Annotated in this window: 20 protein-coding genes; 10 read left to right on the top strand and 10 right to left on the bottom strand. The window is 73.9% G+C overall.

Features of this window, described 5'->3' with window-relative positions:
• The first annotated feature begins 5 nt into the window (after positions 1–5).
• Together POD19_RS02295 and POD19_RS02290 are read left to right on the top strand one after the other, a co-directional pair.
• The gene (locus POD19_RS02295) at positions 6–791 is read left to right on the top strand and encodes a carbon-nitrogen hydrolase family protein (RefSeq protein WP_043279483.1); all 786 of its coding nucleotides are present in this window, start codon (positions 6–8) and stop codon (positions 789–791) included.
• 136 nt (positions 792–927) lie between these two features.
• The gene (locus POD19_RS02290) at positions 928–1,467 is read left to right on the top strand and encodes a hypothetical protein (protein WP_020624964.1); all 540 of its coding nucleotides are present in this window, start codon (positions 928–930) and stop codon (positions 1,465–1,467) included.
• A 113-nt stretch (positions 1,468–1,580) separates the two neighbouring features.
• Here POD19_RS02290 and POD19_RS02285 read toward each other — a convergent pair whose 3' ends face one another.
• A complete protein-coding gene (locus POD19_RS02285) occupies positions 1,581–2,294 on the bottom strand; it encodes an IclR family transcriptional regulator (RefSeq protein ID WP_020624963.1) in 714 nt (237 codons plus the stop codon).
• 150 nt (positions 2,295–2,444) lie between these two features.
• Between POD19_RS02285 and hutU the strand changes: the two genes are divergently transcribed.
• From hutU to hutH, 4 genes are all read left to right on the top strand, one after another.
• Positions 2,445–4,142 (top strand): urocanate hydratase, encoded by a 1,698-nt coding sequence (hutU, locus tag POD19_RS02280; RefSeq protein WP_020624962.1) that lies wholly within the window; start codon positions 2,445–2,447, stop codon positions 4,140–4,142.
• 117 nt (positions 4,143–4,259) lie between these two features.
• A complete protein-coding gene (locus tag POD19_RS02275) occupies positions 4,260–5,636 on the top strand; it encodes a YjiH family protein (RefSeq protein ID WP_020624961.1) in 1,377 nt (458 codons plus the stop codon).
• A 50-nt stretch (positions 5,637–5,686) separates the two neighbouring features.
• On the top strand, positions 5,687–6,892 hold the full coding sequence (gene hutI / locus POD19_RS02270; RefSeq protein ID WP_020624960.1) for an imidazolonepropionase: 1,206 nt from the start codon (positions 5,687–5,689) through the stop codon (positions 6,890–6,892).
• Between the two features lie 29 nt (positions 6,893–6,921).
• Positions 6,922–8,535 (top strand): histidine ammonia-lyase, encoded by a 1,614-nt coding sequence (gene hutH, locus POD19_RS02265; protein WP_020624959.1) that lies wholly within the window; start codon positions 6,922–6,924, stop codon positions 8,533–8,535.
• Positions 8,536–8,656: 121 nt separating this feature from the next.
• Here the strand turns inward: hutH and POD19_RS02260 are convergent, their stop codons facing one another.
• On the bottom strand, positions 8,657–9,967 hold the full coding sequence (locus tag POD19_RS02260) for an MFS transporter (protein WP_060973915.1): 1,311 nt from the start codon (positions 9,965–9,967) through the stop codon (positions 8,657–8,659).
• Positions 9,964–10,626, bottom strand: coding sequence for a flavin reductase family protein (locus POD19_RS02255; protein ID WP_020624777.1), 663 nt, complete (start codon positions 10,624–10,626; stop codon positions 9,964–9,966). Before POD19_RS02255 ends, POD19_RS02260 begins: the two co-directional genes overlap by 4 nt.
• 103 nt (positions 10,627–10,729) lie before the next feature.
• On the opposite strand from POD19_RS02255, the gene POD19_RS02250 reads away from it, so the two are divergent.
• The gene (locus tag POD19_RS02250) at positions 10,730–11,407 is read left to right on the top strand and encodes a GntR family transcriptional regulator (protein ID WP_020625716.1); all 678 of its coding nucleotides are present in this window, start codon (positions 10,730–10,732) and stop codon (positions 11,405–11,407) included.
• Positions 11,408–11,446: 39 nt separating this feature from the next.
• On the opposite strand, the gene hutG is transcribed toward POD19_RS02250, so the two are convergent.
• From hutG to POD19_RS02215, 7 genes are all read right to left on the bottom strand, one after another.
• Positions 11,447–12,493 carry a formimidoylglutamase gene (gene hutG, locus POD19_RS02245; protein ID WP_020625717.1) on the bottom strand — a complete coding sequence of 349 codons (1,047 nt, stop codon included), beginning with the start codon at positions 12,491–12,493 and terminating at the stop codon, positions 11,447–11,449.
• A 73-nt stretch (positions 12,494–12,566) separates the two neighbouring features.
• On the bottom strand, positions 12,567–13,082 hold the full coding sequence (locus tag POD19_RS02240; protein WP_020625718.1) for a CoA-binding protein: 516 nt from the start codon (positions 13,080–13,082) through the stop codon (positions 12,567–12,569).
• Between the two features lie 3 nt (positions 13,083–13,085).
• Complete coding sequence (locus tag POD19_RS02235) at positions 13,086–14,414, bottom strand: O-acetylhomoserine aminocarboxypropyltransferase/cysteine synthase family protein (protein WP_020625719.1); 1,329 nt, start codon at positions 14,412–14,414, stop codon at positions 13,086–13,088.
• A gap of 260 nt (positions 14,415–14,674) precedes the next feature.
• A complete protein-coding gene (locus POD19_RS02230) occupies positions 14,675–15,571 on the bottom strand; it encodes a hypothetical protein (protein ID WP_340309285.1) in 897 nt (298 codons plus the stop codon).
• A 208-nt stretch (positions 15,572–15,779) separates the two neighbouring features.
• Positions 15,780–16,316, bottom strand: coding sequence for a metallophosphoesterase family protein (locus tag POD19_RS02225; protein WP_144818604.1), 537 nt, complete (start codon positions 16,314–16,316; stop codon positions 15,780–15,782).
• An 8-nt stretch (positions 16,317–16,324) separates the two neighbouring features.
• Positions 16,325–17,131, bottom strand: coding sequence for a DUF1648 domain-containing protein (locus POD19_RS02220; RefSeq protein ID WP_063189893.1), 807 nt, complete (start codon positions 17,129–17,131; stop codon positions 16,325–16,327).
• Between the two features lie 9 nt (positions 17,132–17,140).
• On the bottom strand, positions 17,141–18,025 hold the full coding sequence (locus POD19_RS02215; protein WP_063189894.1) for an EamA family transporter: 885 nt from the start codon (positions 18,023–18,025) through the stop codon (positions 17,141–17,143).
• A gap of 197 nt (positions 18,026–18,222) precedes the next feature.
• On the opposite strand from POD19_RS02215, the gene POD19_RS02210 reads away from it, so the two are divergent.
• From POD19_RS02210 to POD19_RS02200, 3 genes are read left to right on the top strand one after another with little or no spacing between them, the layout of a single operon-like run.
• The gene (locus POD19_RS02210; RefSeq protein ID WP_020624946.1) at positions 18,223–19,611 is read left to right on the top strand and encodes an acyl-CoA dehydrogenase family protein; all 1,389 of its coding nucleotides are present in this window, start codon (positions 18,223–18,225) and stop codon (positions 19,609–19,611) included.
• Entirely contained in the window at positions 19,608–21,014 is a 1,407-nt protein-coding gene (locus tag POD19_RS02205) for an MFS transporter (RefSeq protein WP_070709836.1), read from the top strand. The genes POD19_RS02210 and POD19_RS02205 overlap by 4 nt, the downstream gene beginning before the upstream one ends.
• Positions 21,011–22,378: an LLM class flavin-dependent oxidoreductase gene (locus tag POD19_RS02200; RefSeq protein ID WP_020621427.1), complete on the top strand. Its 1,368-nt coding sequence runs from the start codon at positions 21,011–21,013 to the stop codon at positions 22,376–22,378. Before POD19_RS02205 ends, POD19_RS02200 begins: the two co-directional genes overlap by 4 nt.
• The last annotated feature ends 66 nt before the right edge of the window (positions 22,379–22,444 follow it).

Here is a 22,444-nt window from a genome sequence, read left to right as displayed (position 1 = left end):
GGGGCATGAGGATCAGCGTCGGACAGTTCGGGCCCGTGGGCGACGTCGAGGAGAACCTGGCCGTGATGGCCCGCCTCGCCGCCCGCGCCGCGGGCGAGGGGGCGGACCTCCTGGTGCTGCCCGAGGAGGCCATGCTCGGGGCCCGCGAGGTGGGGGAGGAGTTCCCCGACGCCGTCGCCGCGGCCTGGGAGCCGTTCGCCGCGGGCCTGGCCGCGCTGGCGCGGGAGCACGGGATCGCCGTCGTCGCGGGCGGCTACGAGCCGGGACCGGACCGGCGTCCCTACAACACGCTGCTGGCGGTGGGCGCGGACGGCGCCCGGCTGGGTGCGTACCGCAAGCTCCACCTCTACGACGCGTTCGCGCATCGCGAGTCGGACCGGATCACCCCCGGCGACGGCGGCGTCGCGGCGATCGAGCTCGGCGGGCTCCGCCTGGGCCTGCTCACCTGCTACGACCTGCGCTTCCCCGAGCTGTCCCGGCGTCTCGCGGTGGAGGGGGCGGACGTGCTCGTGATCCCCGCGGCGTGGTTCTCCGGCGAGCACAAGGTGGAGCACTGGCGCACCCTGCTCAAGGCCCGTGCGGTGGAGAACACGGTGTGGGTGGCCGCGGCGGACACGTGCTCGGACGGCACCGTGGGCCACTCGATGATCGTGGACCCGCTGGCGCTGCCCGTCGCCGAGCTCGCCGACGAGCGGGAGGCCGTGGTGACCGCGGAGGTCACCCGCGAGCGGATCGACGAGGTCCGGGAGTTCCTCCCCTCGCTCGCCAACCGCCGCACCGACGTCCTCTGAGCCGCCCCCGCCCGGCGGACGGGTCACCATTACCCCCTCGGGCTGGGAAAAGCCTAAAATCACGTCAGACGTGCAACCAGACGGGCGCCCTGGCGCCCGGAACGCGCCCCGCCCGGGGCGGGACGGGAGATCAGAGATGACCATCAACGCCGACGGCAGCCACGCCGTCCAGCCCCACACCGCGAACGCCCACACCGCCCCGGCCCGCCCCGTGCGCCACGCCGTGGTGGAGGAGGAGGTGCTCGAGCCGCTGCGCCCGGTGGACGGCTGGGGCTTCACCAACCGCGTCATCCTCCTCTCGGTGCTCGTCGTGATCATCGGCGACGTCGTGCGCGTGCTCACCGGCGGCCTGGGTGATCCGAACGGCTCCGTGGCGCTGGGCGAGACCGGCCGCGGCTGGGTCGTGCTGGTGCAGTCGTTCATGTTCGGCCTGGTGGGCGGCGCCCTGGCGGGCGCGGCCGGCTACCTGGTCGTGCTGCTGATGGGCGGGGCCGCCCGCTCCGTCGTGCGCTACGTGGTCGGCGGCGTGGTCGGCGGCTTCCTCGGTGCCGTGGGCCTGTTCGCGGTGTTCTCCAACACCGTCCTCTACGGGTCGGGCGTGCACCTGTTCTGGATGCTGCCGGTGGCCGGCCTGCTCGGCGGCCTCTGGGCGGGCGTCGTCTCCTCCCGCCGCTGATCCCGGACCCGGCGCCTCGGGCGCCGGGCACAGAGAAAGGCCCCGGTTCCGGCTCTCGCCGGGCCCGGGGCCTTCTCCGTCATCACTCGCACCTTCGATGAGGTGGCTTCAGCCTACGAACTCGCCTTGGGCTTTCCAGGGGAGTCGGCTGGGCTTTCCCTGGGAGTGTCCGCCGCCCCGAGCAGGTGCGCCAGCTCGTCGGTGGCGGCGACGAGGGCCGCCCCGCACCGGTCCGCCAGCTCGTCCGTGCAGCGGTAGGCCGGCACGAGTGTGCTGAGCGCACCGACCACCGTGCCCGCCACGCTGATGGGGGCGGACAGCGAGGTGACGTCCTTCTCCACGGAACGGGTGCGCAGCGTGTAGTCCCCCGCGGCCACGCTGCCGCGCAGGGCGTCGCCCACGGCCGTGCCCGCCAGGGGGACGGTGCGTCCGACCCAGTTCGTGTGGCGGACCGAGTGCGTGCCCTCCACGATCGCCAGGTAGACGGCGGAGTCCGGAGGGGTCGTCACCGAGAGGTAGACGGATTCGCCCGTGGCGGCCACGACGTGGTCCATCGGCCCGCGGGCCAGCTGCACGAGCGAGTCCCGGGAGAAGGCCCGCGCCCCGAGCTGGATGAGGCGCACGCCGGGGCGGTAGGCGCCGTCGTCGTCGCGGGCAACGAAGCCGGATCCCTCGAGGCTGCGCAGCAGGCGCAGCGCCGTGGACGCCGGCAGCTCCGTGGCGCGGGCGGCCTCGGTCAGGCTCAGCCGGGGCTGCTCGGTGACGGCGGCGAGCAGGTCCAGGGCCCGGTCCACGGTGCGCGTCGAGGCGGTGGGGGTGGTGGTCATGAGAGGGAGCGTAACGGGTGCGGGACGCGCGGATCGGGCTTGCGCGTGAGCCGAGTCACTGTTTCAATGTTCGGAAAGTGCATGCCGAGCCGTGAAATCACCGGGGCCACCCGTCCCGGCGGCGCACGCACCCCGTCGAGAGGAACTGCCATGGCCGTGGGCTTCACCCAGCACGACCCGTCCCGCACCATCCGCGCCCCGCGCGGCACCGAGCTCTCCGCCAAGTCCTGGCAGACCGAGGCCCCGCTGCGGATGCTCATGAACAACCTGGACCCCGAGGTCGCCGAGCGTCCCGAGGACCTCGTCGTCTACGGCGGCACCGGCCGTGCGGCCCGCTCCTGGGAGGCCTACGACGCCATCGTCGCCACCCTCAAGGACCTCGAGGAGGACGAGACCCTCCTGGTGCAGTCCGGCAAGCCGGTGGGCGTGTTCCGCACCAACAAGTGGGCCCCGCGCGTGCTGATCGCCAACTCCAACCTGGTGGGCGACTGGGCCGACTGGAAGACCTTCCGCGAGCTCGAGGCCGAGGGCCTGACGATGTACGGCCAGATGACCGCCGGCTCGTGGATCTACATCGCCACCCAGGGCATCCTGCAGGGCACCTACGAGACCTTCGCCGCGATCGGCCGCAAGCGCTACGACGGCTCCCTCAAGGGCACCCTGACCCTCACCGGCGGCTGCGGCGGCATGGGCGGCGCCCAGCCCCTGGCCGTCACCCTCAACGGCGGCGTCTGCCTGATCGTGGACGTCTCGGAGGACCGCCTGCGCCGCCGCATGGGCAAGCGCTACCTGGACGAGGTGGAGACGGACATCGACAAGGCCGTCGAGCGCGTCATGCAGGCCAAGCGCGACGGCGAGGCCGTCTCCGTGGGCCTCGTGGGCAACGCCGCCGAGGTGTTCCCCGAGCTGCTCGAGCGCCAGAAGGCCGGCACCGTCGAGATCGACATCGTCACCGACCAGACCTCCGCGCACGACCCGCTGTCCTACCTGCCGATCGAGATCGACGAGAAGGACTGGCACGCCGAGGCCGAGGCCGACCCGGACACCTTCACCAAGAAGGCCCAGGAGTCCATGGCCCGCCAGGTCGAGGCCATGGTCGGCTTCCAGGACATCGGCGCCGAGGTGTTCGACTACGGCAACTCCATCCGCGACGAGGCCCGCAAGGCCGGCTACTCCCGCGCGTTCGAGTTCCCGGGCTTCGTCCCGGCCTACATCCGCCCGCTGTTCTGCGAGGGCCTCGGCCCGTTCCGCTGGGCCGCGCTCTCCGGCGACCCGGAGGACATCCGCGTGACCGACGAGGCCCTGAAGGAGCTGTTCCCCGAGAACGAGCACCTGCACCGCTGGCTCGACGGCGCCGCCGAGTTCGTGGAGTTCGAGGGCCTGCCGGCCCGCATCTGCTGGCTGGGCTACGGCGAGCGCCACAAGGCCGGCCTGCTCTTCAACCAGCTCGTGGCCGAAGGCAAGGTCAAGGCGCCGATCGTGATCGGCCGCGACCACCTCGACTCCGGCTCCGTGGCCTCCCCGTACCGCGAGACCGAGTCCATGCTGGACGGCTCCGACGCGATCGCCGACTGGCCGCTGCTCAACGCGCTGACCGCCACCTCCTCGGGTGCCACCTGGGTGTCGATCCACCACGGCGGCGGCGTCGGCATCGGCCGGTCCATCCACGCCGGCCAGGTGGGCGTGGCCGACGGCACCGAGCTGGCCGCGGCCAAGCTCGAGGCGCTGCTCACCAACGACCCGGGCATGGGCGTCATCCGCCACGTCGACGCCGGCTACTCCCGCGCCGCCGAGGTGGCGAAGGAGCGCGGCGTCCGTGTGCCCATGGAGGCCACGATCCGGGACTGACCCCGGTCACGTCGTCGGACGACGACGGTGCCGCCGCGCCGTCGCCGTCCGACGACTTCACCGCCGCGAGCCGGACGGGCGTCCGCCCGTCCGGCTCGCGATCGAAAGGACACCACGATGGACTCGTCCCGCCCCGCAGACCACGAGCTGCACACCGACACCACCGCGATGGCCGCGATCGAGGCCGACGCGCCCCGCCCGCCGGCGCGCTGGCGCATGATCGTCTACTCGGCGATCGGCATCGTCATGTTCTTCGTGCCCGTCACGATCAACGGGGCGAGCTCCATCCCGCTGGACCACCTGGTGACCTGGGTGCGCGGGCTGCTCGGCCCGGCCGACCGCTGGGTGGGCCTGGCCATCATCGCCGCCGGCGCCGTGTACCCGTTCGCCTCGGGTCGCTGGCGGACCAGCACCACGCGGGCGGTGTTCGCGTTCCTCGCCGTGCTCGGCCTGGTCGCCTCGGCGATGGTCGTGTTCGGCGTGGGCCCGAGCTGGATCCTGGACAAGAGCATCGGTCCGTTCCTGATGGACAAGCTCGTGGTGCCCGTGGGCCTGATCGTGCCCATCGGCGGCGTCTTCCTGGCCCTCGTGATCGGCTACGGCCTCATGGAGTTCGTGGGCGTCTACCTGCGCCCGGCCATGCGGCCGATCTGGCGGGTGCCCGGCCGCGCCGCCGTCGACGCCGTGGCCTCCTTCGTGGGCTCCTACGCCCTGGGCCTGCTGCTCACCAACCGCATGTACACCAGCGGCCGTTATACGGCCCGCGAGGCGGCGATCATCGCCGCCGGCTTCTCCACGGTGTCCGCGACCTTCATGGTGATCGTCGCCAAGACGCTGGGCCTGATGGACATCTGGCTCTGGTACTTCTTCGGCACCCTCCTGGTGACGTTCGCGGTCACGGCCATCACCGTGCGCATCCCGCCGCTGAGCCGCATCCCGGACGAGGTGTACCCCGGCGCGGTGCACTCGCCCGAGCTGGCCGTCACCCGGGACCGCTTCCGGGTGGCCCGTCGCGCCGCCGAACAGACCCTCGCCGAGGCCCCGTCCCTGCCGAAGAACATCTGGGTCAACTTCCGGGACGGCCTCGTGATGGTGCTCCAGATCCTGCCCTCCATCATGTCCGTGGGCCTGATCGCCCTGGTCCTGGCCACCTACACGCCCGTGTTCGAGTGGATCGGCGTGATCTTCTACCCGCTGTTCTGGGCGCTGGGCTACTCCGATCCCGGCCTGCTGGCCTCGGCCTCCGCCACCTCGATCGCCGAGATGTTCATCCCGGCCACGATGGCGGCCGGTCACGAGGACCTCGTCGCCCGCTTCGTGATCGGCGTCGTCTGCGTCTCCGCGATCATCTTCTTCTCCGCGGTGGTGCCTGCCATCCTGGCCACGGACATCCCCATCCCGCTGTGGAAGCTCGTGGTGATCTGGGCCGAGCGTGTGGCCCTCACCATCCTGCTCGCCACGCCGGTCGCCCATCTGGTCGCGGCGCTCACCTGAGGCCCACCCCACCGCCCCACCCCCCGTCCGTCCCGCAGAGAGAGGCCCCCATGCGCTCCACGCTCATCACCGACATCGCCGAGCTGACCACCGTCGACCCCGAAAGGCGGGTGCTCACGGACGCGGCCGTCGTCGTCGAGGACGAGCGCATCGCCTGGATCGGCGCCGCCGCGGACGCCCCGGACGCGGACGACCGGGTGTCCGTGGGGGGCCGCGCCGTGCTGCCCGGCTGGGTGGACTCCCACACGCATCTCGTGTTCGACGGGGACCGCTCCGCCGAGTTCGAGGCCCGCATGGCCGGGGAGTCCTACGCGGCCGGCGGCATCGGTGTGACCACCTCCGCCACCCGTGCCGCCTCGGACGACCGCCTGGCCGAGCTGGTCCGCGGCCGGGTGGCCGACGCGGTGGCCGGCGGCACCACCTACCTCGAGACCAAGACCGGCTACGGGCTCACCGTGGAGGAGGAGGCCCGCCACGCGCGCCTGCTGGCCGGGCTGCGCGAGGAGGGCCTCGTGGACGAGGTGACCTTCCTCGGCGCCCACCTCGTGCCCCCGGGCCGGGACGCGGAGGACTACCTCGACGACGTCGTCGGGCCGATGCTCGAGGCCGTGCGGGAGCACGCGGGTTGGGTGGACGTGTTCTGCGACACCGGCGCCTTCGACGCCGAGCAGACCCGCCGCGTGCTCGCCGCGGGCGTGGCGGCGGGACTGGGCGTGCGCCTGCACGGCAACCAGATCGAGCAGGGCCCGGGCGTGGGCGTGGCCGTGGAGTTCGGCGCCGCCTCCGTGGACCACGTCAACCACCTCTCCGACGCGGACGTCGAGGCCCTGGCCGGCACCTGGACCGGCTGGGACCGCGCCTCGGCCACCGGCACGCCCGGCACCGTGGCCGGCTGCCTGCCGGCGTGCGACCTGTCCACCCGCGCCCCGCTGGCGCCCGCGCGTCGCCTGCTCGACGCCGGCATCGAGGTCTCCCTGGCCTCGAACTGCAACCCGGGCACCAGCTACACCACGTCCATGAACTTCAACGTGGGCACCGCCGTGCTGCAGATGCACCTGACCCTCGCCGAGGCCGTGCGCGCCGCCACCCTCGGCGGGGCCATCGGCCTGCGGGCGCAGGACCGCGTCGGCAGCCTCGAGGTCGGCAAGCGCGCCGACCTGCACGTGCTCGACGCCCCCGCCGCCATCCACCTGGCCTACCGCCCCGGCATGCCGCTGACCCATGCGGTCTGGCGCGCGGGCCGCCGGGCCGTCTGATCGACCGACAGCAAGGAGAACGCATCACCATGACCACCCCTCCCGCCACCGTCACGCTCGGCACGTCCGGGGCCACCCTGGACGACGTCGTCGCCGTGGCCCGCCACGACGCCCGCGTGGTGCTCGCCGACGACGTGCTCGAGACCGTCGGCGCGGTCCGCCGCCACGTCGAGGCGCTGGCCGAGGCCGAGACCCCCACCTACGGCGTCTCCACCGGCTTCGGCGCGCTCGCGGACAAGCACATCCCGCTCGAGTCCCGCGCGCAGCTGCAGAAGTCCCTGATCCGCTCCCACGCCGCCGGCATGGGCCCCGTGGTGGAGCGCGAGGTCGTCCGCGCGCTGATGTTCCTGCGCGCCACCACGCTGGCCTCCGGCCGCACGGGCGTGCGCCCCGTGGTGGTCGAGACCTTCGTGGCCATGCTCAACGCGGGCATCACCCCCGCCGTGCGCGAGTTCGGCTCGCTGGGCTGCTCGGGCGACCTCGCCCCGCTCTCCCACGTGGCCCTGGCGCTGATGGGCGAGGGCGACGTCGTCGGGGCGGACGGTGCGCTGCGTCCGGCCCGCGAGGCGCTCGCCGAGGCCGGGATCGAGCCGGTCGAGCTGCGGGAGAAGGAGGGCCTGGCCCTCGTCAACGGCACCGAGGGCATGCTCGGCATGCTGATCATGGCGCTGGCCGACCTCGAGGAGCTCGCCGACACCGTGGACCTCACCGCCGCGATGTCCGTGGAGGCGCTGCTCGGCACCGACCGCGTGTTCGTGCCGGAGCTGCACCTGCCGCTGCGCCCCCACCCGGGCCAGGCGACCTCCGCCGACCGGATGCTGAAGATCCTGGCGGGCTCGCCGATCGTGGCCAGCCACAAGGAGGGCGACTCCCGCGTGCAGGACGCCTACTCGCTGCGCTGCGCCCCGCAGGTGGCCGGCGGCCTGCGCGACACCCTCGCGTACGTGCGCACCGTGGCCGAGCGCGAGCTCGCCGCCACCGTGGACAACCCGGTGGTGCTCGACGACGGCCGGGTGAGCTCGAACGGCAACTTCCACGGGGCGCCCGTGGCGTACGTGCTGGACTTCCTGGCCATCCCGGTGGCCGACGTCGCCAGCATGTCCGAGCGCCGCACCGACCGCATGCTGGACCCGGCCCGCTCACACGGGCTGCCCGCGTTCCTCGTGGACGACCCGGGCGTGGACTCCGGCATGATGATCGCCCAGTACACGCAGGCCGGGCTCGTCTCGGACATGAAGCGTCTGGCCGTGCCCGCGTCCGTGGACTCGATCCCGTCCTCCGCGATGCAGGAGGACCACGTCTCCATGGGCTGGCACGCCGCCCGCAAGCTGCGCTCGGCCGTGGAGAACTTCCGCCGCGTGCTCGCCGTCGAGCTCGTGGCCGCCGCCCGCGCGATCGAGCTGCGCGCCCCGCTGCAGCCCTCCGCCGCGACCGGTGCCGCCGTCCGCGTGATCCGCGAGGCCGGCGTCCCCGGCCCCGGCCCGGACCAGTACATGGCCCCGCAGCTGGCCGCCGCCGAGCAGGCCCTGCGCGACGGGTCCGTGCTGGCCGCCGTGGCGGAGGCGCTCGCGGGCGTGTCCGCCGATGCCGAGCCGCAGGACCTGGCCAAGGAGTCCGAGGGCGCCGAGGCCGAGGGGCACTGACGCCGCAGAGCGGTCAGAGGCCACAGAGTGGTCACGACACGCCGCGTGCGTCTGCACGAGACGGCGTGTCGTGACCACTCTGTGTGCGGAGGGGGCGGCCTGCGGGCCCGGTCGCCCCGGCTCAGGCCGCCAGGTCCACGTCCTTCGTCTCCTTCATGAACAGGCCGGTCAGGCCGGTGAGGCCGCCGACCACCATGAGGTAGATCGGGAACGCGCTGGCCCACCCCTGCGCCGTCAGCCACGTGATCAGGTACGGCGCCGTGCCGCCGAAGATCGCGGTGGCCAGCGAGAGCATGGTGGCCACGCCCTTGGCGCGCACCGCCGTGGGCAGCACCTCGGACCAGACGGCGCCGTTGACGCCGAACAGCAGCGCCACGGCCAGCAGGGCGATGGTCTGCACGAGCAGGAACGAGGCGAAGGTGCCGTCCAGCATGCCGAACAGCGGGAACGGCAGCACCACGAAGAGCAGGCCGAAGGCGATGACCAGCGGGCGGCGGCCGATCCGGTCGCCCAGCAGGCCCGCCCCGAGGATGGCGGCCAGGAAGATCACCTGGGCCAGGAGCGAGGCCGAGAGGGTGGTGGACTTGTCCATCTGATGGGCCACCTGCGCGTGCGTGGGCAGGTAGATCAGCCACGTGTAGAACATCAGGGAGCCGCCCGCGGAGACCAGGAAGATCGTCAGCAGGCCGCGCCACACCGCGCCCGGCTCCCGGCGCGGGGCGTCGTCGGCGGTGGGCACCACCTGCTGCGCCGCCGTGAAGTGCTCCGACTCCGTCAGGCTCCGTCGCAGATACAGCGCGTAGAGGCCGAGGACGCCGCCGATGCCGAACGCCACGCGCCAGCCCCAGGACGCCACCTGCTCGTGGGAGAGCAGCGTGTTGATGGCCAGGCCCACGAGCGTCGCCAGGATCGTGCCCACCACCACGGACACCCACGACGTCGCCCCGAACAGCCCGCGCCGGCCCTGCGGCGCCCGCTCCACGAGGTAGGTCACGGAGGTGCCCATCTCGCCGCCGTGCGCCAGGCCCTGCAGCAGGCGGGCGACGACGAGGATCACCGAGGCGAGGACGCCCACCGTGCCGTAGGTGGGGGTGAAGGCGATGATCAGGCTGCCGAGCGCGGTGATCATCATCGCCGCGAAGAGGCTGCGCTTGCGGCCCACCCGGTCCGCGTAGGCGCCGAACACGTAGCCGCCGATGGGGCGGGCGACGAAGCCCACCGCGAAGACGGCCAGGGTGGCGAGCAGCTCGGAGGTGGGGTTGTCCGCGTGGAAGATCTGCGCCGCGAAGACCGGGGCGAAGATCGTGTAGACGTTCCAGTCGTACCACTCCAGCGCGTTGCCGAAGTTCACGGCCAGCATGTCCTTCAGGCTCCGGGGGCAGGCCCCGGGCACGGGAGCGGGCCGGGCCGCGCCGGTGGCCGCGGTGCTCATGCCCGTCCCTCGAGGCCGGCCTGGGCATCGCCGTCGGCGCCGGGCACCCGCATCTCGAAGGTCTCCCGCACCACGGTGTAGTCGAAGTAGCCCAGGCGGGCGATCGGCTGGATGCGCGGGATGTCGAGGCGGCCGTCGGCGGTGATGACGTCGTCGTCGATGTGGATGGTGTCCACGTGGGCGAAGACCACGTCGATGGTGCCGACGTTCGAGTCGCCCTTGATGCGGTGCGTCGAGTGGTAGCGGCACTCGAAGCGCACGGGGGACTCGGCGACCATCGGGATGGGGTGGTTGTCCGCGTAGACCTTGGTGACGCCGTGCTCGGCGATGCGGTCCCACTCGCTCTCGCCCGGCTCCAGGGCCATGGCGGAGACGTTGACGGCCTCGCGCAGGTCATAGGTGGCCATGTTCCACACGAACCAGCCGGTCTGCTCCGCGTTGAGGACGGTGTCCTTGCGGCGTCCGTCCGGGTACTGGTTCGCGGAGAACATCACCATGGGCGGGTCGAAGGTGAGGTTCTGCCACTGGCTGTAGGGGGCGATGTTCTCCCGGCCGTCCGTGCTCACGGAGGACAGCCAGCCGATGGGCCGCGGCACGGTGGAGCTCTTGAAGGGGGAGAAGGGCAGGGGGTTGGCCTCGTGCTGCGGGCGGTACTTCATGAGTCCTCCATGTGACGCCGGTAACAGGATGTGGGTCACGCTACGCCGCATATCCCGGATATATCAAACGGATTGGGGGCAGATGACTGCCTACGCTGGGCCCATGAACAAGTCGGAGGAGGCCTACGCCCGCCTGACGCAGAAGATCGAGACCGGGGAGCTGCCACCGGGCGCCATCCTCAGCGAGGCGGACCTCATCGACGCCGCCGAGACGGGGCGCACACCCCTGCGCGAGGCCGTGCAGCGCCTCATCCGAGACCACTGGCTCCTGGCCGGTGGGGGACGGGGACTGCAGGTGCCCCCGATCTCCGTGGACGACCAGCTGGAGAGGCTGGAGGTGCGGCGGTCGCTCGAGGCCCTGGCCGTGGGACTGGCCTGCGCGCGGGCGGACGAGGAGCAGCTGGCCGCCGTCGCGGCCCACGTGCGGCACCTGCGCACGGTGGAGGACCTGCCGGCGTACGTCGCCGCCGTCGGGCGCTCGCACGAACTCCTGCGCACGATCGCGAACAACCGCTATCTCGCCGACTCCCTGGTCCCGCTCCAGGGGCTCTCCCGGCGGTTCTGGCTCGCCACCACGAAGGGCCTGCCCGACGAGGTCGAACGCGGCCGGGCGTTCTACGTCCCGGCGCTGGAGGCGGTGACCCGGAGGGACGCGGCAGGAGCCCGGGCCGGGGTGCTGGCCCTGCACGACTTCCTGGCACGCTCGGCGCTGGACTACGCCGCCCGACGCGCGGCCCACGGCAGCGCCGAGCCCCCAGCCCCGTGGGCAGCGGGGCACTGACGCGCGCGGCCCCCGCGCCTGAACGGACCCCCGCCCGCCTCAGGCCAGCAGCGACGCGTCCGTCCGGTGACGGCTGACGATCGTGTGGATCAGCCGGGCCGCGGCCTTCGCCGTGCGGCCGTCCACGTCCAGGGCGGGGTTGAGCTCCACGACGTCGGCCAGGGCCAGCTTCCCGGACTGGGTGGCCTCCAGCGCGCACGCGTGGATCACCTCGTACGGCACGCCGAAGCCGGCCGGTGCGCTCACCCCCGGGGCGACGGCGGCCGGCAGCACATCCAGGTCGATCGTCAGGTAGAGCACGTCCACGGCGTTGATGAACGAGCGCACCCAGCGGCGCACGCCGGTGACGTCGGCGGTCTGGGCCTGCTCGTCGGTCACCCACGTGACCCCGCGTTCGCGCGCGGTGTCGAACAGGGCCCGGGTGTTGTTTGCCTCGCTGATGCCCACCACCGCGTAGGAGAGCTGATGCTCCGCCCCCTCGGCGTCCCGCAGCGCCTGCAGGAACGGGGTGCCGGAGCTGGGCCGCGGCGCCTCGCGCAGGTCGAAGTGCGCGTCCAGGTTGAGGATGCCCACGCGGGTGCCCGCGCCCACGCGCGTGGAGCCGGTCAGGCCCGTGATCGATGCGTAGGCGGTCTCGTGTCCGCCGCCGAGCACCACGGCCAGGTCGTGGGCGTTCAGCAGCCCGCTGACCACCGTGCCCAGCTCGGCCTGGCCCGCCTCGAGCTCGCCCGGGGCGTCGTCGTCTCCGCGGTCCACGGACACGTCGCCCGCGTCCACGAGCGCGCCCGTGCCCTCGAGATACGCGAGCGAGGCGAGCGCGCCGCGCAGCGCCTCCGGGCCGTCCTCGGCGCCCACGCGGCCGTGGTTCCGGCGCACGCCCTCGTCCGAGGCGAAGCCGATGAGCGCCGTGGACCGCGCGCCCGACGTCGGAGCACCGGCACCGGGGTGGCGCTGCGGCGTCGTGGGCTCGCCGCGGCCGTCGGCGGGGCGGACGACCTGGTGCCAGCGTAGGTGCTCGGGGGCGTCGCCGTCGGTGCGGCCGGTCCAGGCGGAGGAGAGGGACGAGGAGGGGAGCTCGGAGGTCATGGGACCATCCCACGCCATCGACGGCGGGTGCGCAACGCGGGCCGGACGACGCCCGACACGGGGCGTCGTCCGCCTAGCGGTCCAGTTCCTGGCGCCGCGAGCTGATCACGCCGGTGACGAAGCCGGCGAGGTTGAGCCCGCCATGGAAGCGGGCGTGCTCGATCTTCACACAGCGGTCCATCACGATCTCCAGGCCCGCGGCCCCGGCCTGACGCGCGGCGTCCTCGTTCCAGATGCCCAGCTGCAGCCACACGGTCCGGGCGCCCACGCGGGCGGCGTCCGCCACCACCTCGGGGGCGTCGGAGGACTTGCGGAACACCTCCACGAGGTCCGGGATGACGGGCAGGTCGTCCAGCGAGGCATACACGCGGTGGCCGAGGATCTCCTTGCCGGCCGCGGCGAGCACGGGATTCACGAAGTAGACGTGGTACGTGGTCGAGCTCAGCAGGTACGTGGCCACGAAGTACGACGCGCGGGCCGGCTTGTCCGAGGCGCCGACGATCGCGATCGACCGGGTGCGCCGCAGGATCGCCAGGCGCTCGGGGGCGCCGGGGCCGGTCCAGGTGCGCTCGGGGTGGGTGGTGCTCATGGCTCAGGCCTCCTGCTCTGCGGGGACGACGGCGCCGTCACGGGTGCGGCCGGTGGCCTCGGTCAGGGCCTGGTCCAGGTCCCAGAGGATGTCCTCGAGGTCCTCGATGCCCACCGAGATGCGGATCAGGTCCGCCGGGATGCCCGCGGCCACGAGCTGCTCGGCGGTGAGCTGCTGGTGCGTGGTGGAGGCCGGGTGCAACACGAGCGTCTTCGCGTCGCCGATGTTCGCCAGGTGGCTGGCCAGCTGCAGGGCGGAGATGAACGCGGCGCCGGTCTCGCGGCCGCCGACCACACCGAAGCTGAACACCGAGCCGACACCCCGGGGCAGCAGCTGCTGCGCGCGGGCGTGGTGCGGGTGGTCGGGCAGGCCGGCGTAGCGCACCCAGGAGACGCGCGGGTCCTCGTCCAGCCAGGTGGCGACGGCGCGGGCGTTGGCGAGGTGGGCATCCATGCGCGGGGCCAGCGTCTCGACGCCGATCATCAGCTGGAACGCCGACTGCGGGGCCAAGGACGGGCCGAAGTCACGCAGCTGCTCGGAACGCAGCTTGGTGAGGAACCCGTACTCGCCGAAGTTGCCCCACCAGGACACGCCGCCGTACGAGGGCACGGGCTCGGTCATGGACGGGAACTTGCCGTTGTCCCACGGGAAGCGGCCGGACTCCACCACGACGCCGCCCAGAGTGGTGCCGTGCCCGCCCAGGAACTTGGTGGCCGAGTGGATCACGATGTCCGCACCGTGCTCGATCGGCCGGATCAGGTAGGGCGGGGTGAGCGTGGCGTCCACCACGAGCGGGATGCCGTGCCGGTGGGCGACGTCGGCCAGACCCGGCAGGTCCACGACGTCGCCGGAGGGGTTGGCGACGATCTCCGTGTACACGGCCTTGGTGTTGTCCTGGATCGCGGCCTCGAAGTCCGCGGCCTCGGTGGAGTCCACGAAGGTGGTCTCCACGCCGAAGCGGCGCAGGGAGACGTCGAGCTGGGTGATCGTGCCGCCGTACAGCTTCGAGGAGGCCACGATGTGGTCCCCGGCCCCGGCGAGGGCCGCGAAGGTGATGAACTCGGCGGCCATGCCGGACGCCGTCGCGACGGCGCCGATGCCGCCCTCGAGCGTGGCGATGCGCTCCTCGAACGCCGCGACCGTGGGGTTGCCGATCCGCGAGTAGATGTTGCCGTACTTCTGCAACGCGAAGAGGTTGGCGGCGTCCTCGGCGGACTCGAACACGAAGGAGCTGGTCTGGTGGATCGGCACCGCACGGGAGCCGTGGACGGCGTCCGGGACGGCGCCCGCGTGCAACGCCTGGGTGCGGAAGCCGAACTCGTGGTCAGCCACGGGGGTCCTTTCGATGGAGGCTTCGGGACAGTCCGACCCATTGTCCCGGGCGAGGCGCGCCGAGTGCAGGGTGGGCGCGTCGCAGAGCGTCACGCGGGGCCGGCCGGTGGCGTGCAACGCGGGTTGAGTTATCACCGGTTACGCGGGCCTGGACCCGTGACAACTCAACCCGCGTTGGTCTGGACCCGTGACAACTCAACCCGCGTCGGGACGGGCGGGGGCGGATCAGCGCGTGCGGGCGAGCCGACGCCGGACCAGCCCTACGATCCGCCCGAACCCAGCGCGCTGGTCCTCCCAGGTGCAGCGCAGGGTCGTCCATTCCCGTTCGAGGCAGTACGCGTCCCGACGGGCGTCCCTCGCCTGCTGCTGAGCCGTGCGGTGGCCGGCGCCGTCGTACTGGAGGGCCAGGCGCGCCCCCGGTACCCGAGGTCCACGACGGGCGAGGCCGGGTCGGCCGGGTCGACGGCGACCTGCAGCTCCGGCTCCGGCAGCCCGGCCCGGATCAGCGCGAGCCGGAGGAAGGTCTCGGGCGGGGAGTCGGCCCCGACGCGCACCTCCGCCAGCGCGGCACGTGCGAGACGGACACCCGGCCGGCCACGGCAGCGGGCGAGCACCTCCGACAGCTCGGACACGGTGGCCACGGGGTCCGCCCGGCCCGTCGGCGTCCACGGCGGACGCACCAGGTGGTCGCCGTCCGCGATGAGCCAGTCCACCTCGTGGGGGCGGAGCATCCCGGCGAGGTCGAACCAGGTGCGCGCCGCCGTCGTGACGCGCTGGCCGTCGGGAAGCTCGAGCACGTGGTCGGAGGGCAGCCGCACCCGGTGGCTGACGACGCCGTCCAGGTCGGTCCGGTGCGTGCGCGCGGAGCGGTCGAAGGTCAGGTGCAGTCCGGCGGGCCGCGCGAGGCGGGGCGGCAGCGGCAGTCCGTGCCAGAGGGCGGCAGAGACGTGGGAGACCACCCCGCCCGTGAGGCGGACCAGCGCGGCCGCGCCGTCCGGGGCGCACGGGTCGGGGATGCCCGCGGTGTGCACGCCGCGGCAGATCCGGGCGAGGTCTGCCGCGAGGGTGCGGCGCCACGGCAGGCCGGCGGCGTGCAGCTCGGCCGTCGTGAAGGCGCCCGCGGCGAGGGTGGACGGCAGGGGCGTGCGCGCGGTCATGGGGTGAGCCTGCCGCCCCCGGGCCCTGCGACGGACCGGACCGACGCGCCCTGGGGAGGGCCGCCGTCGTCGTGGTGGCTGTGCAGGAGCGGCCGGCCCGCCGGTCATGGTGGCACCGGCGCGACGCGGGTTGAGTTATCACGGGCGCGAGCCGCCTGGACCCGTGATAACTCAACCAGCGTTGCAGGGGGAGCGGCCGGCCCGTCGGTCACGGCGTGCGGTCCACGGACACCAGCTCCACGTCCTCGAGCCGCCCGCCCCGCACCACCGCGCGCATCAGGGTGCACACCGGCTGCCGCCTCCGGTCCGTGCAGGAGCCGGGGTTGAGCAGCCGCAGCCCCGGGTTCGCGGTGTCCGGACCGGCCACGGTGTCCCACGGGATGTGGCTGTGCCCGAAGACCAGCACGTCCGCGTCCGGGAACGCCGCGGCCATGCGGCGCTCGCGGCCGGCCGCCGGGCCCGTCTCGTGGACCATCGCGATCCGCACCCCGCCGATCTCCACGCGCGCCACCTCGGGCAGCCGCGCCCGCAGCCCAGGCCCGTCGTTGTTGCCCCACACGCCCACCAGCCGGGCGGCCCTCGCGTCGAGGTCGTCGAGCACGTCCTCGGCCACCCAGTCGCCGGCGTGGAGCACGACGTCGGCCCGCGCCACCCCGGCCCACACCTGCGCGGGCAGGGCGCGGGCACGCCGCGGGATGTGGGTGTCGGCGATCAGGAGCAGGCGGACGGCGACGTCGTCGGACACGGTCCGCCTCACCGCGCGGCGAACGCGCCGAGCCAGAGCGCCAGCGGCAGGCCGACGATGAACACCGCCACGAATCCGCGCACCAGCCACCGGCCCGCCGGGGTGGCGAGGTTGACCGTCACACCCACGCCGTAGCCGGGGCGTTTGGCGGGGAAGACGGCCGGGTCCTCGGGGTCGCGCTTGAGCCCCAGGGGCGTCCACACCTCGTCCTCGGCGAGCTCCGCGGCCGTGGGCCGGTGCCCGAGGTCCGCGGCGACGCGGTCCGCCCAGCGCGTCCACCGCCGGGTGCCGGCCCGCATCGCCGGGAAGATGCCCACCATGAGCACGGTCAGCGTGAGGGGCAGGAGCCACCAGGCCATCGTCCACGCCCCGGCGGCGAGCACCTCGGCCGTCGTCGGGGCCAGCACCAGCACGATGAGCACGCACGACCACCCGAGGCACGCCTGGACCCCGCGGTGCACCCCCGGCTGGCGCACGCGCCGCCACGGGGACAGCCCCGGATCCATGGGAACCAGGGCAGTGACCATCGCGGAGACCAGGGCCAGGAACCCCGTCATGCCGAGGCCGATCAGCGGCCCCGTCGCCACCGTGCCGAACGAGGCGTCCTCCCACGCATCCGGTCGCCCGTCGACGCCCCAGTGCGTGGGCACGCGCTCCGGCAGGCCCGGCAGGGCGACGAGGGCCCACCCCAGCAGCGCCAGGCACAGCGCGGCCGCGAGCAGGAACGGCAGCCACGGACGCAGCCGGCCACGGCGCAGGGCGGCGCGCTCGGCGGCGGGGACGTCGGCGGGGACGGGATGGGGCGGGTGGGTCATCGACCCAGGCTAACTTCGGCCCCCGCCCGCCACACCGGGTGACCGGCCCGTCCAGACGGCGGCCGCGCACGCCGCGATCACCAGCAGCATCCCCGCCAGGTCCAGCGGGGTGAGCTCCTGCCCGCGCACGGCCCACGCGGTCAGCGCCGCCGCGATCGGCGAGAGGCACGTCAGCAGGGAGAACAGTGCGGTCGGCATGTGGCGCAGCACCTGCAGGTCGATCCCGTACGGCACCGCCGTGGACAGCAGCGCCACGGCCAGTCCCACGCCCAGCACCACGGGAGAGAGCAGGGCCGTACCCGCCGTCGCGACGCCGACCGGCAGCGCCACGAGGGACCCGGCCGCCGTCGCCAGGGCCAGCCCCTGCACCCCCGGCAGATGGGTCCCCGCACGCCGGGAGAGCAGGATGTACGCCGCCCAGCACGCCGCCGCGGCCAGCGCGAGCGCCACCCCCACCGGGTCCAGCCCCGCGCCGCCGATCCCGCCGTCCGCGCTGAACCCCTCCCGGCCGAGCACCCCGATCCCGACGAGCGCGAGGGCCGCCCACGCCGCCGACCGCCATGACGGCCGCGCCGCCACGGACAGCGCCAGCGGCCCGAGCACCTCGAACGTCACGGCCACGCCCTGCGGGATCCGCGCGAACGCCTCGTAGATGGCCAGGTTCATGCCGGTCATGGCCGCACCCAGCCCGACGACGGCGGCCCACCCCCGGGGACCCAGGCCGGCGAGGGCGGCGCGGCTCGGCCGGGTGACGAGCAGCAGCACGGCCGCGGAGAACACCACGCGCAGGGCGACCATGGCGGACGCGCCGACGTCGTCGAACAGCAGGCCCGCCACGGACGCGCCGAGCTGCTGACTCAGCAGCGAGAGCAGGACGAGCAGGACGAGACGCACGGGCTCAGCCTAGGGCCGCGCCGCGTCACCCCGGCCCCGGCCGGAGCCCTCCCCGCGACCGGCCCGCCGAATGTGACGGCCGCCGGCACACCGCCCCGGAACCGTTCCTAGCGTGGGCCTCCATACGACCCAGCGACCCCCACGACCCGCGGCACCGCGCCCGGCGGGCCGCCCGCCTCCGGACCGAGGAGATCGACATGCCGCTCACCGACCCGACGGACGCGTCCGCGCCGCCCGCCGCCACGCCCGTCCCGCTCGGCGCCGTCCCGCCGCTCGAGCGCCCCGCAGACCTGCCCCGCGACCTGGCCGGCCTGCGCCGCCACTTCGCCCCGGTGTTCGCGCGGATCGCCGAAGGCTCCCGCGAGCGCGACCGCCGCCGGATCCTCCCGTTCGAGGAGGTCCGTGCCCTCAACGAGGCCGGCTTCGCCACGCTGCGGGTCCCCGCGGAGGCCGGTGGGCCCGGTGTGGACGTGCGGACCGCCGTGGCCCTGCTGATCGACCTGGCGGAGGCGGACGCGAACGTCGCGCACCTCTACCGCTCGCACCTGGGATTCCTCGACTCCCTCCGCTTCCAGCCCGAGGCCGTCCGCGAGCGCTGGCATGCCCGGATCCTGGCCGGCGCCACGGTCGGCAACGCATCCACCGAGAAGGGCGGCAACGCGCTGGGCACGCTCAACACGGTCCTCACCCCGGCACCCGCGGGCGACGGCCCGTGGACCCTGACTGGCACCAAGTTCTACGCGACCGGCTCGATCTTCTCCTCGCACACGCGCGTCTCCGCCGCCCAGACCGACGCGGACGGGCGACCGGCCCCGGGCCGGCGCTTCGCCGTCGTGCCGGTGGAGGCCCCGGGTGTGCGTCTGGACGACGACTGGGACGGCTTCGGCCAGCGCCTGACCGGCACCGGCACCGCGGTGTTCGACGGCGTCGCCGTGCCGCCGCAGGACGTGCTCGACCGGGCACCCGGCAGCGCCGAGGCGGTCTACGAGGCGGCGTGGTTCCAGCTCATCCTGCTCGCCGTCCTCGCCGGGATCGCCCGGGCGGCCCGTCGGGACGCCGCCGACGCCGTGGCCGTCCGCGTGCGCACCTTCAACACGGGCCTGGGCCTGCCGTTCCGGGAGGACCCGCTGATCCAGGAGGCCGTCGGGCGGATCGCGGCCAAGGCGTTCACGGCCGAGGCCGCGGTGCTCTCGGCGGCGGACGCCCTGGATGCGGCGCTCGCGGACCACGAGGCCGGCCGCACCGGCTCCGGCGCCCCCGAGGAGGTGCCCGCCTCCTTCACGTGGGCCGAGCTGGCGGTGGAGCACGCCCAGGTGACCGTCCCGGAGCTGGCCCTCGGCGCCGCCCAGGAGCTGTTCCTCACCGGTGGGGCCTCCGCCACGAGCACCGCCAAGGGCCTGGACCGGCACTGGCGCAACGCGCAGACGGTGGCCACGCACAATCCCATCGCGTTCCGCGCCCGGGCGATCGGCGACTTCTGGATCAACGGCACCGTGCCCGAGGGCCTCAACGCGATCGGCGACGCCCCGGCCGCCTCCGCGCCCCTCGGCGCCGACGCCCCCGCCTCCGGGGAGGCCGCCCGATGAGCACCCTGCGCACCCACCGTCGCCGGGCCGTGCTCGGCTCGTTCATCGGCACCACCATCGAGTGGTACGACTTCTACCTCTACGGCCTGGCCGCCGCGCTCGTGTTCAACGTGCAGTTCTTCCCCGGCCAGACCGCGTTCGGGGCGACCCTCGCCTCGTTCGCCACGCTCGCCGTCGGCGTCGTGCTGCGCCCGCTGGGCGGGATCGTGGCCGGCCACTTCGGGGACCGCGTGGGCCGCAAGGCCCTGCTGGTCATCTCGCTGCTGCTGATGGGCGGCGCCTCGATGCTCATCGGCGTCCTGCCCACGTTCGCCCAGGCGGGCTGGTGGGCGGTGGCCGGGCTCGTGCTGCTGCGCTGCCTGCAGGGCCTCTCCGCCGGCATGGAGTGGGGCGGCGCCGCCCTGATGTCCGTGGAGCACGCCCCCGCGGACCGGCGCGGCCTGTTCGGCTCGTTCACGCAGGTCGGCTCCTCGGCCGGCATGCTCCTGGCCACCGGCGCGTTCTCCCTGGTCAAGCTGGCCACCACCGACGAGCAGTTCGCCGCGTTCGGCTGGCGCCTGCCGTTCCTCGCCTCGGGTCTGCTCGTGGTGGTGGGCCTGGCCATCCGCCTCGGCGTCGAGGACTCGGCCGAGTTCCGCGTGCACCGGGACGCCGGGACCGTCAGCCGCGCGCCCGTCGTCGAGCTGCTGCGCCATCACGCCCGCCCCGTGCTCGTGACCGCCGGCCTGCGTCTCGGCCAGAACGGCCTCTACTACCTCGTCACCGCGTACCTGGTCAGCTACCTCGTGCTCCGCGGCGCCGACGACGGCGTCCTCGTCTCCGCCATCATGGTCGCCTCGGCCATCGGGCTGGTGAGCACCCCCTTCTGGGGCGCGGTCTCGGACCGGGTGGGCCGTGCCCGGGTGTCCCGGGTCGGGTACGCGCTCACGGCGGTGGCGGGCTGGGTGCTGTTCGCCGTCGTGGATGCCGGCGCGCTGGCGGTGCTGCCGCTCGTCGTGGTGCTGGTGATCAACGTGGCCCACGACAGCGTCTACGGTCCGCAGGCCGCGTGGTTCGCCGAGCAGTTCCCGGTGCGCGTGCGGTACTCGGGCGTGAACCTGGGCTATCAGCTCGGCACGGTGGTGGGCGGCGGGTTCGCCCCGTTCATCGCGGCGCTGCTGTACGAGGTCGGCGGCCACACGCCGTGGCTGATCGCCGCGTACCTGACGCTGCTGGCCACGCTCTCGCTGATCGCCTCGCGCTTCGCCCGTGACCCCGTGGCCCGCCCCGAGACGGACCTCGTGGCCGACGACGCCGCCATCCTGGCCGCACAGGCGGACGGGCCGGCCGTCGATGCCGCCCCCGGTGCCGCCGCGGTGACCGCCCGCCCCGACCGTGCCCCCGTGACCCTGGAGACCCGATGACCGCGACCCCCGCCCCGTTCATCCTCAGCGCGTTCGACATGGTGACGCCCGTGCACCAGTCGCCCGGGCTGTGGCGGCACCCCGAGTCCCGCGCCCACGAGTTCGACCGGCTGTCCTTCTGGACGGACCTGGCCCGCACCGTGGAGGAGGGCGGGTTCACCGCCGTGTTCCTCGCGGACATCCTCGGGCTGTACGACGTGCACGGCAGCGGCGTGGACGCCACGGTGCGCGGCGGCGTGCAGTGGCCGCTGCTGGACCCGTTCACGGTGGTCTCGGCGATGGCCGCCGTCACCGAGCGGGTGGGCTTCGGCGTCACCGCGTCCGTCACCTACGAGCAGCCCTACCTGCTGGCGCGCACGCTGACCTCGCTGGACCACTTCACGGAGGGGCGCATCGCATGGAACGTGGTGACCGGCTACCAGGACTCGGCCGCACGCAACCTCGGCCTGGACCGGCAGCCGGGCCACGACGAGCGCTACGACCGCGCCGACGCCTACCTCGACGCCATGTACCGCCAGTTCGAGGGGTCCGTGGAGCGGGACGCCGTCGTGGCGGACCGCGAGTCCGGGGTGTTCGCGGACCCGGCGAAGGTGCACCCGATCGGCGTGGAGGGCCCGCACGTGCGCCTGCCCGGCGTCGCGCTCGCGCACCCCGGGCCGCAGGGCACCCCGTTCCTGTTCCAGGCCGGCGCGTCCTCGCGGGGGCGACGGTTCGCGCTCGAGCACGCGGAGGCGGTCTTCTACATCGGCCCGACGACGGCGCACGTGCGGCGGTTCGTCGAGCAGACCCGCGAGGGCCTGCGGGAGGCCGGCCGCCCCGAGGACGCGATCCGCGTGCTGGCGATGGTGACCGTCGTCGTCGCGGACACGGACGAGGAGGCGCAGGCGCGGCTGGCCGAGTACCACGAACACGTGGACGTGGAGTCCGCGCTCGCGCTGTTCGGCGGCTGGACGGGGGTGGACCTGTCCGGCCTGGACCCGGACGCCGAGCTGGAGCACGTGGAGAGCGAGGCCTCGCGGACGGCGCTGGCCGCGTTCACCACCCAGTCGCCGGACCGTCGCTGGACGGTGCGCGAGGTGGCGGAGTTCGTGAGCGTGGGCGGGCGGGGGCCGGTGATCGTGGGGTCCCCGGCCACCGTGGCCGATGAGCTCGAGCGCTGGCACCGCGAGACGGGCGTGGACGGCTTCAACATCTCGGCGGCCGTGCGCCCGACGGACCTCGAGCGGTTCGCCCGGCTCGTGAGCCCCGAGCTGCGGCGGCGCGGCCTGCTGCGTGAGCCCGAGGCGGGGCGGACCCTGCGCGAGAACGTGGCCGGCGGGGGACCGCTGCTGCCGGAGGACCACCGGGGGGCCCGGTTCCGCTGACCCCGACGCCACGGGAAAACGTCACGCTGACGTGCGCTAATCCGTCTCGTCGTGGGAGAGTGGGGG

It is taken from the genome of Micrococcus sp. GPGPB33 (assembly GCF_037853785.1).
Taxonomy (GTDB): domain Bacteria; phylum Actinomycetota; class Actinomycetes; order Actinomycetales; family Micrococcaceae; genus Micrococcus; species Micrococcus luteus.
The sequence above is the reverse complement of the archived record's forward strand: the minus strand, read 5'-3'. Positions and strand labels throughout refer to the sequence as shown.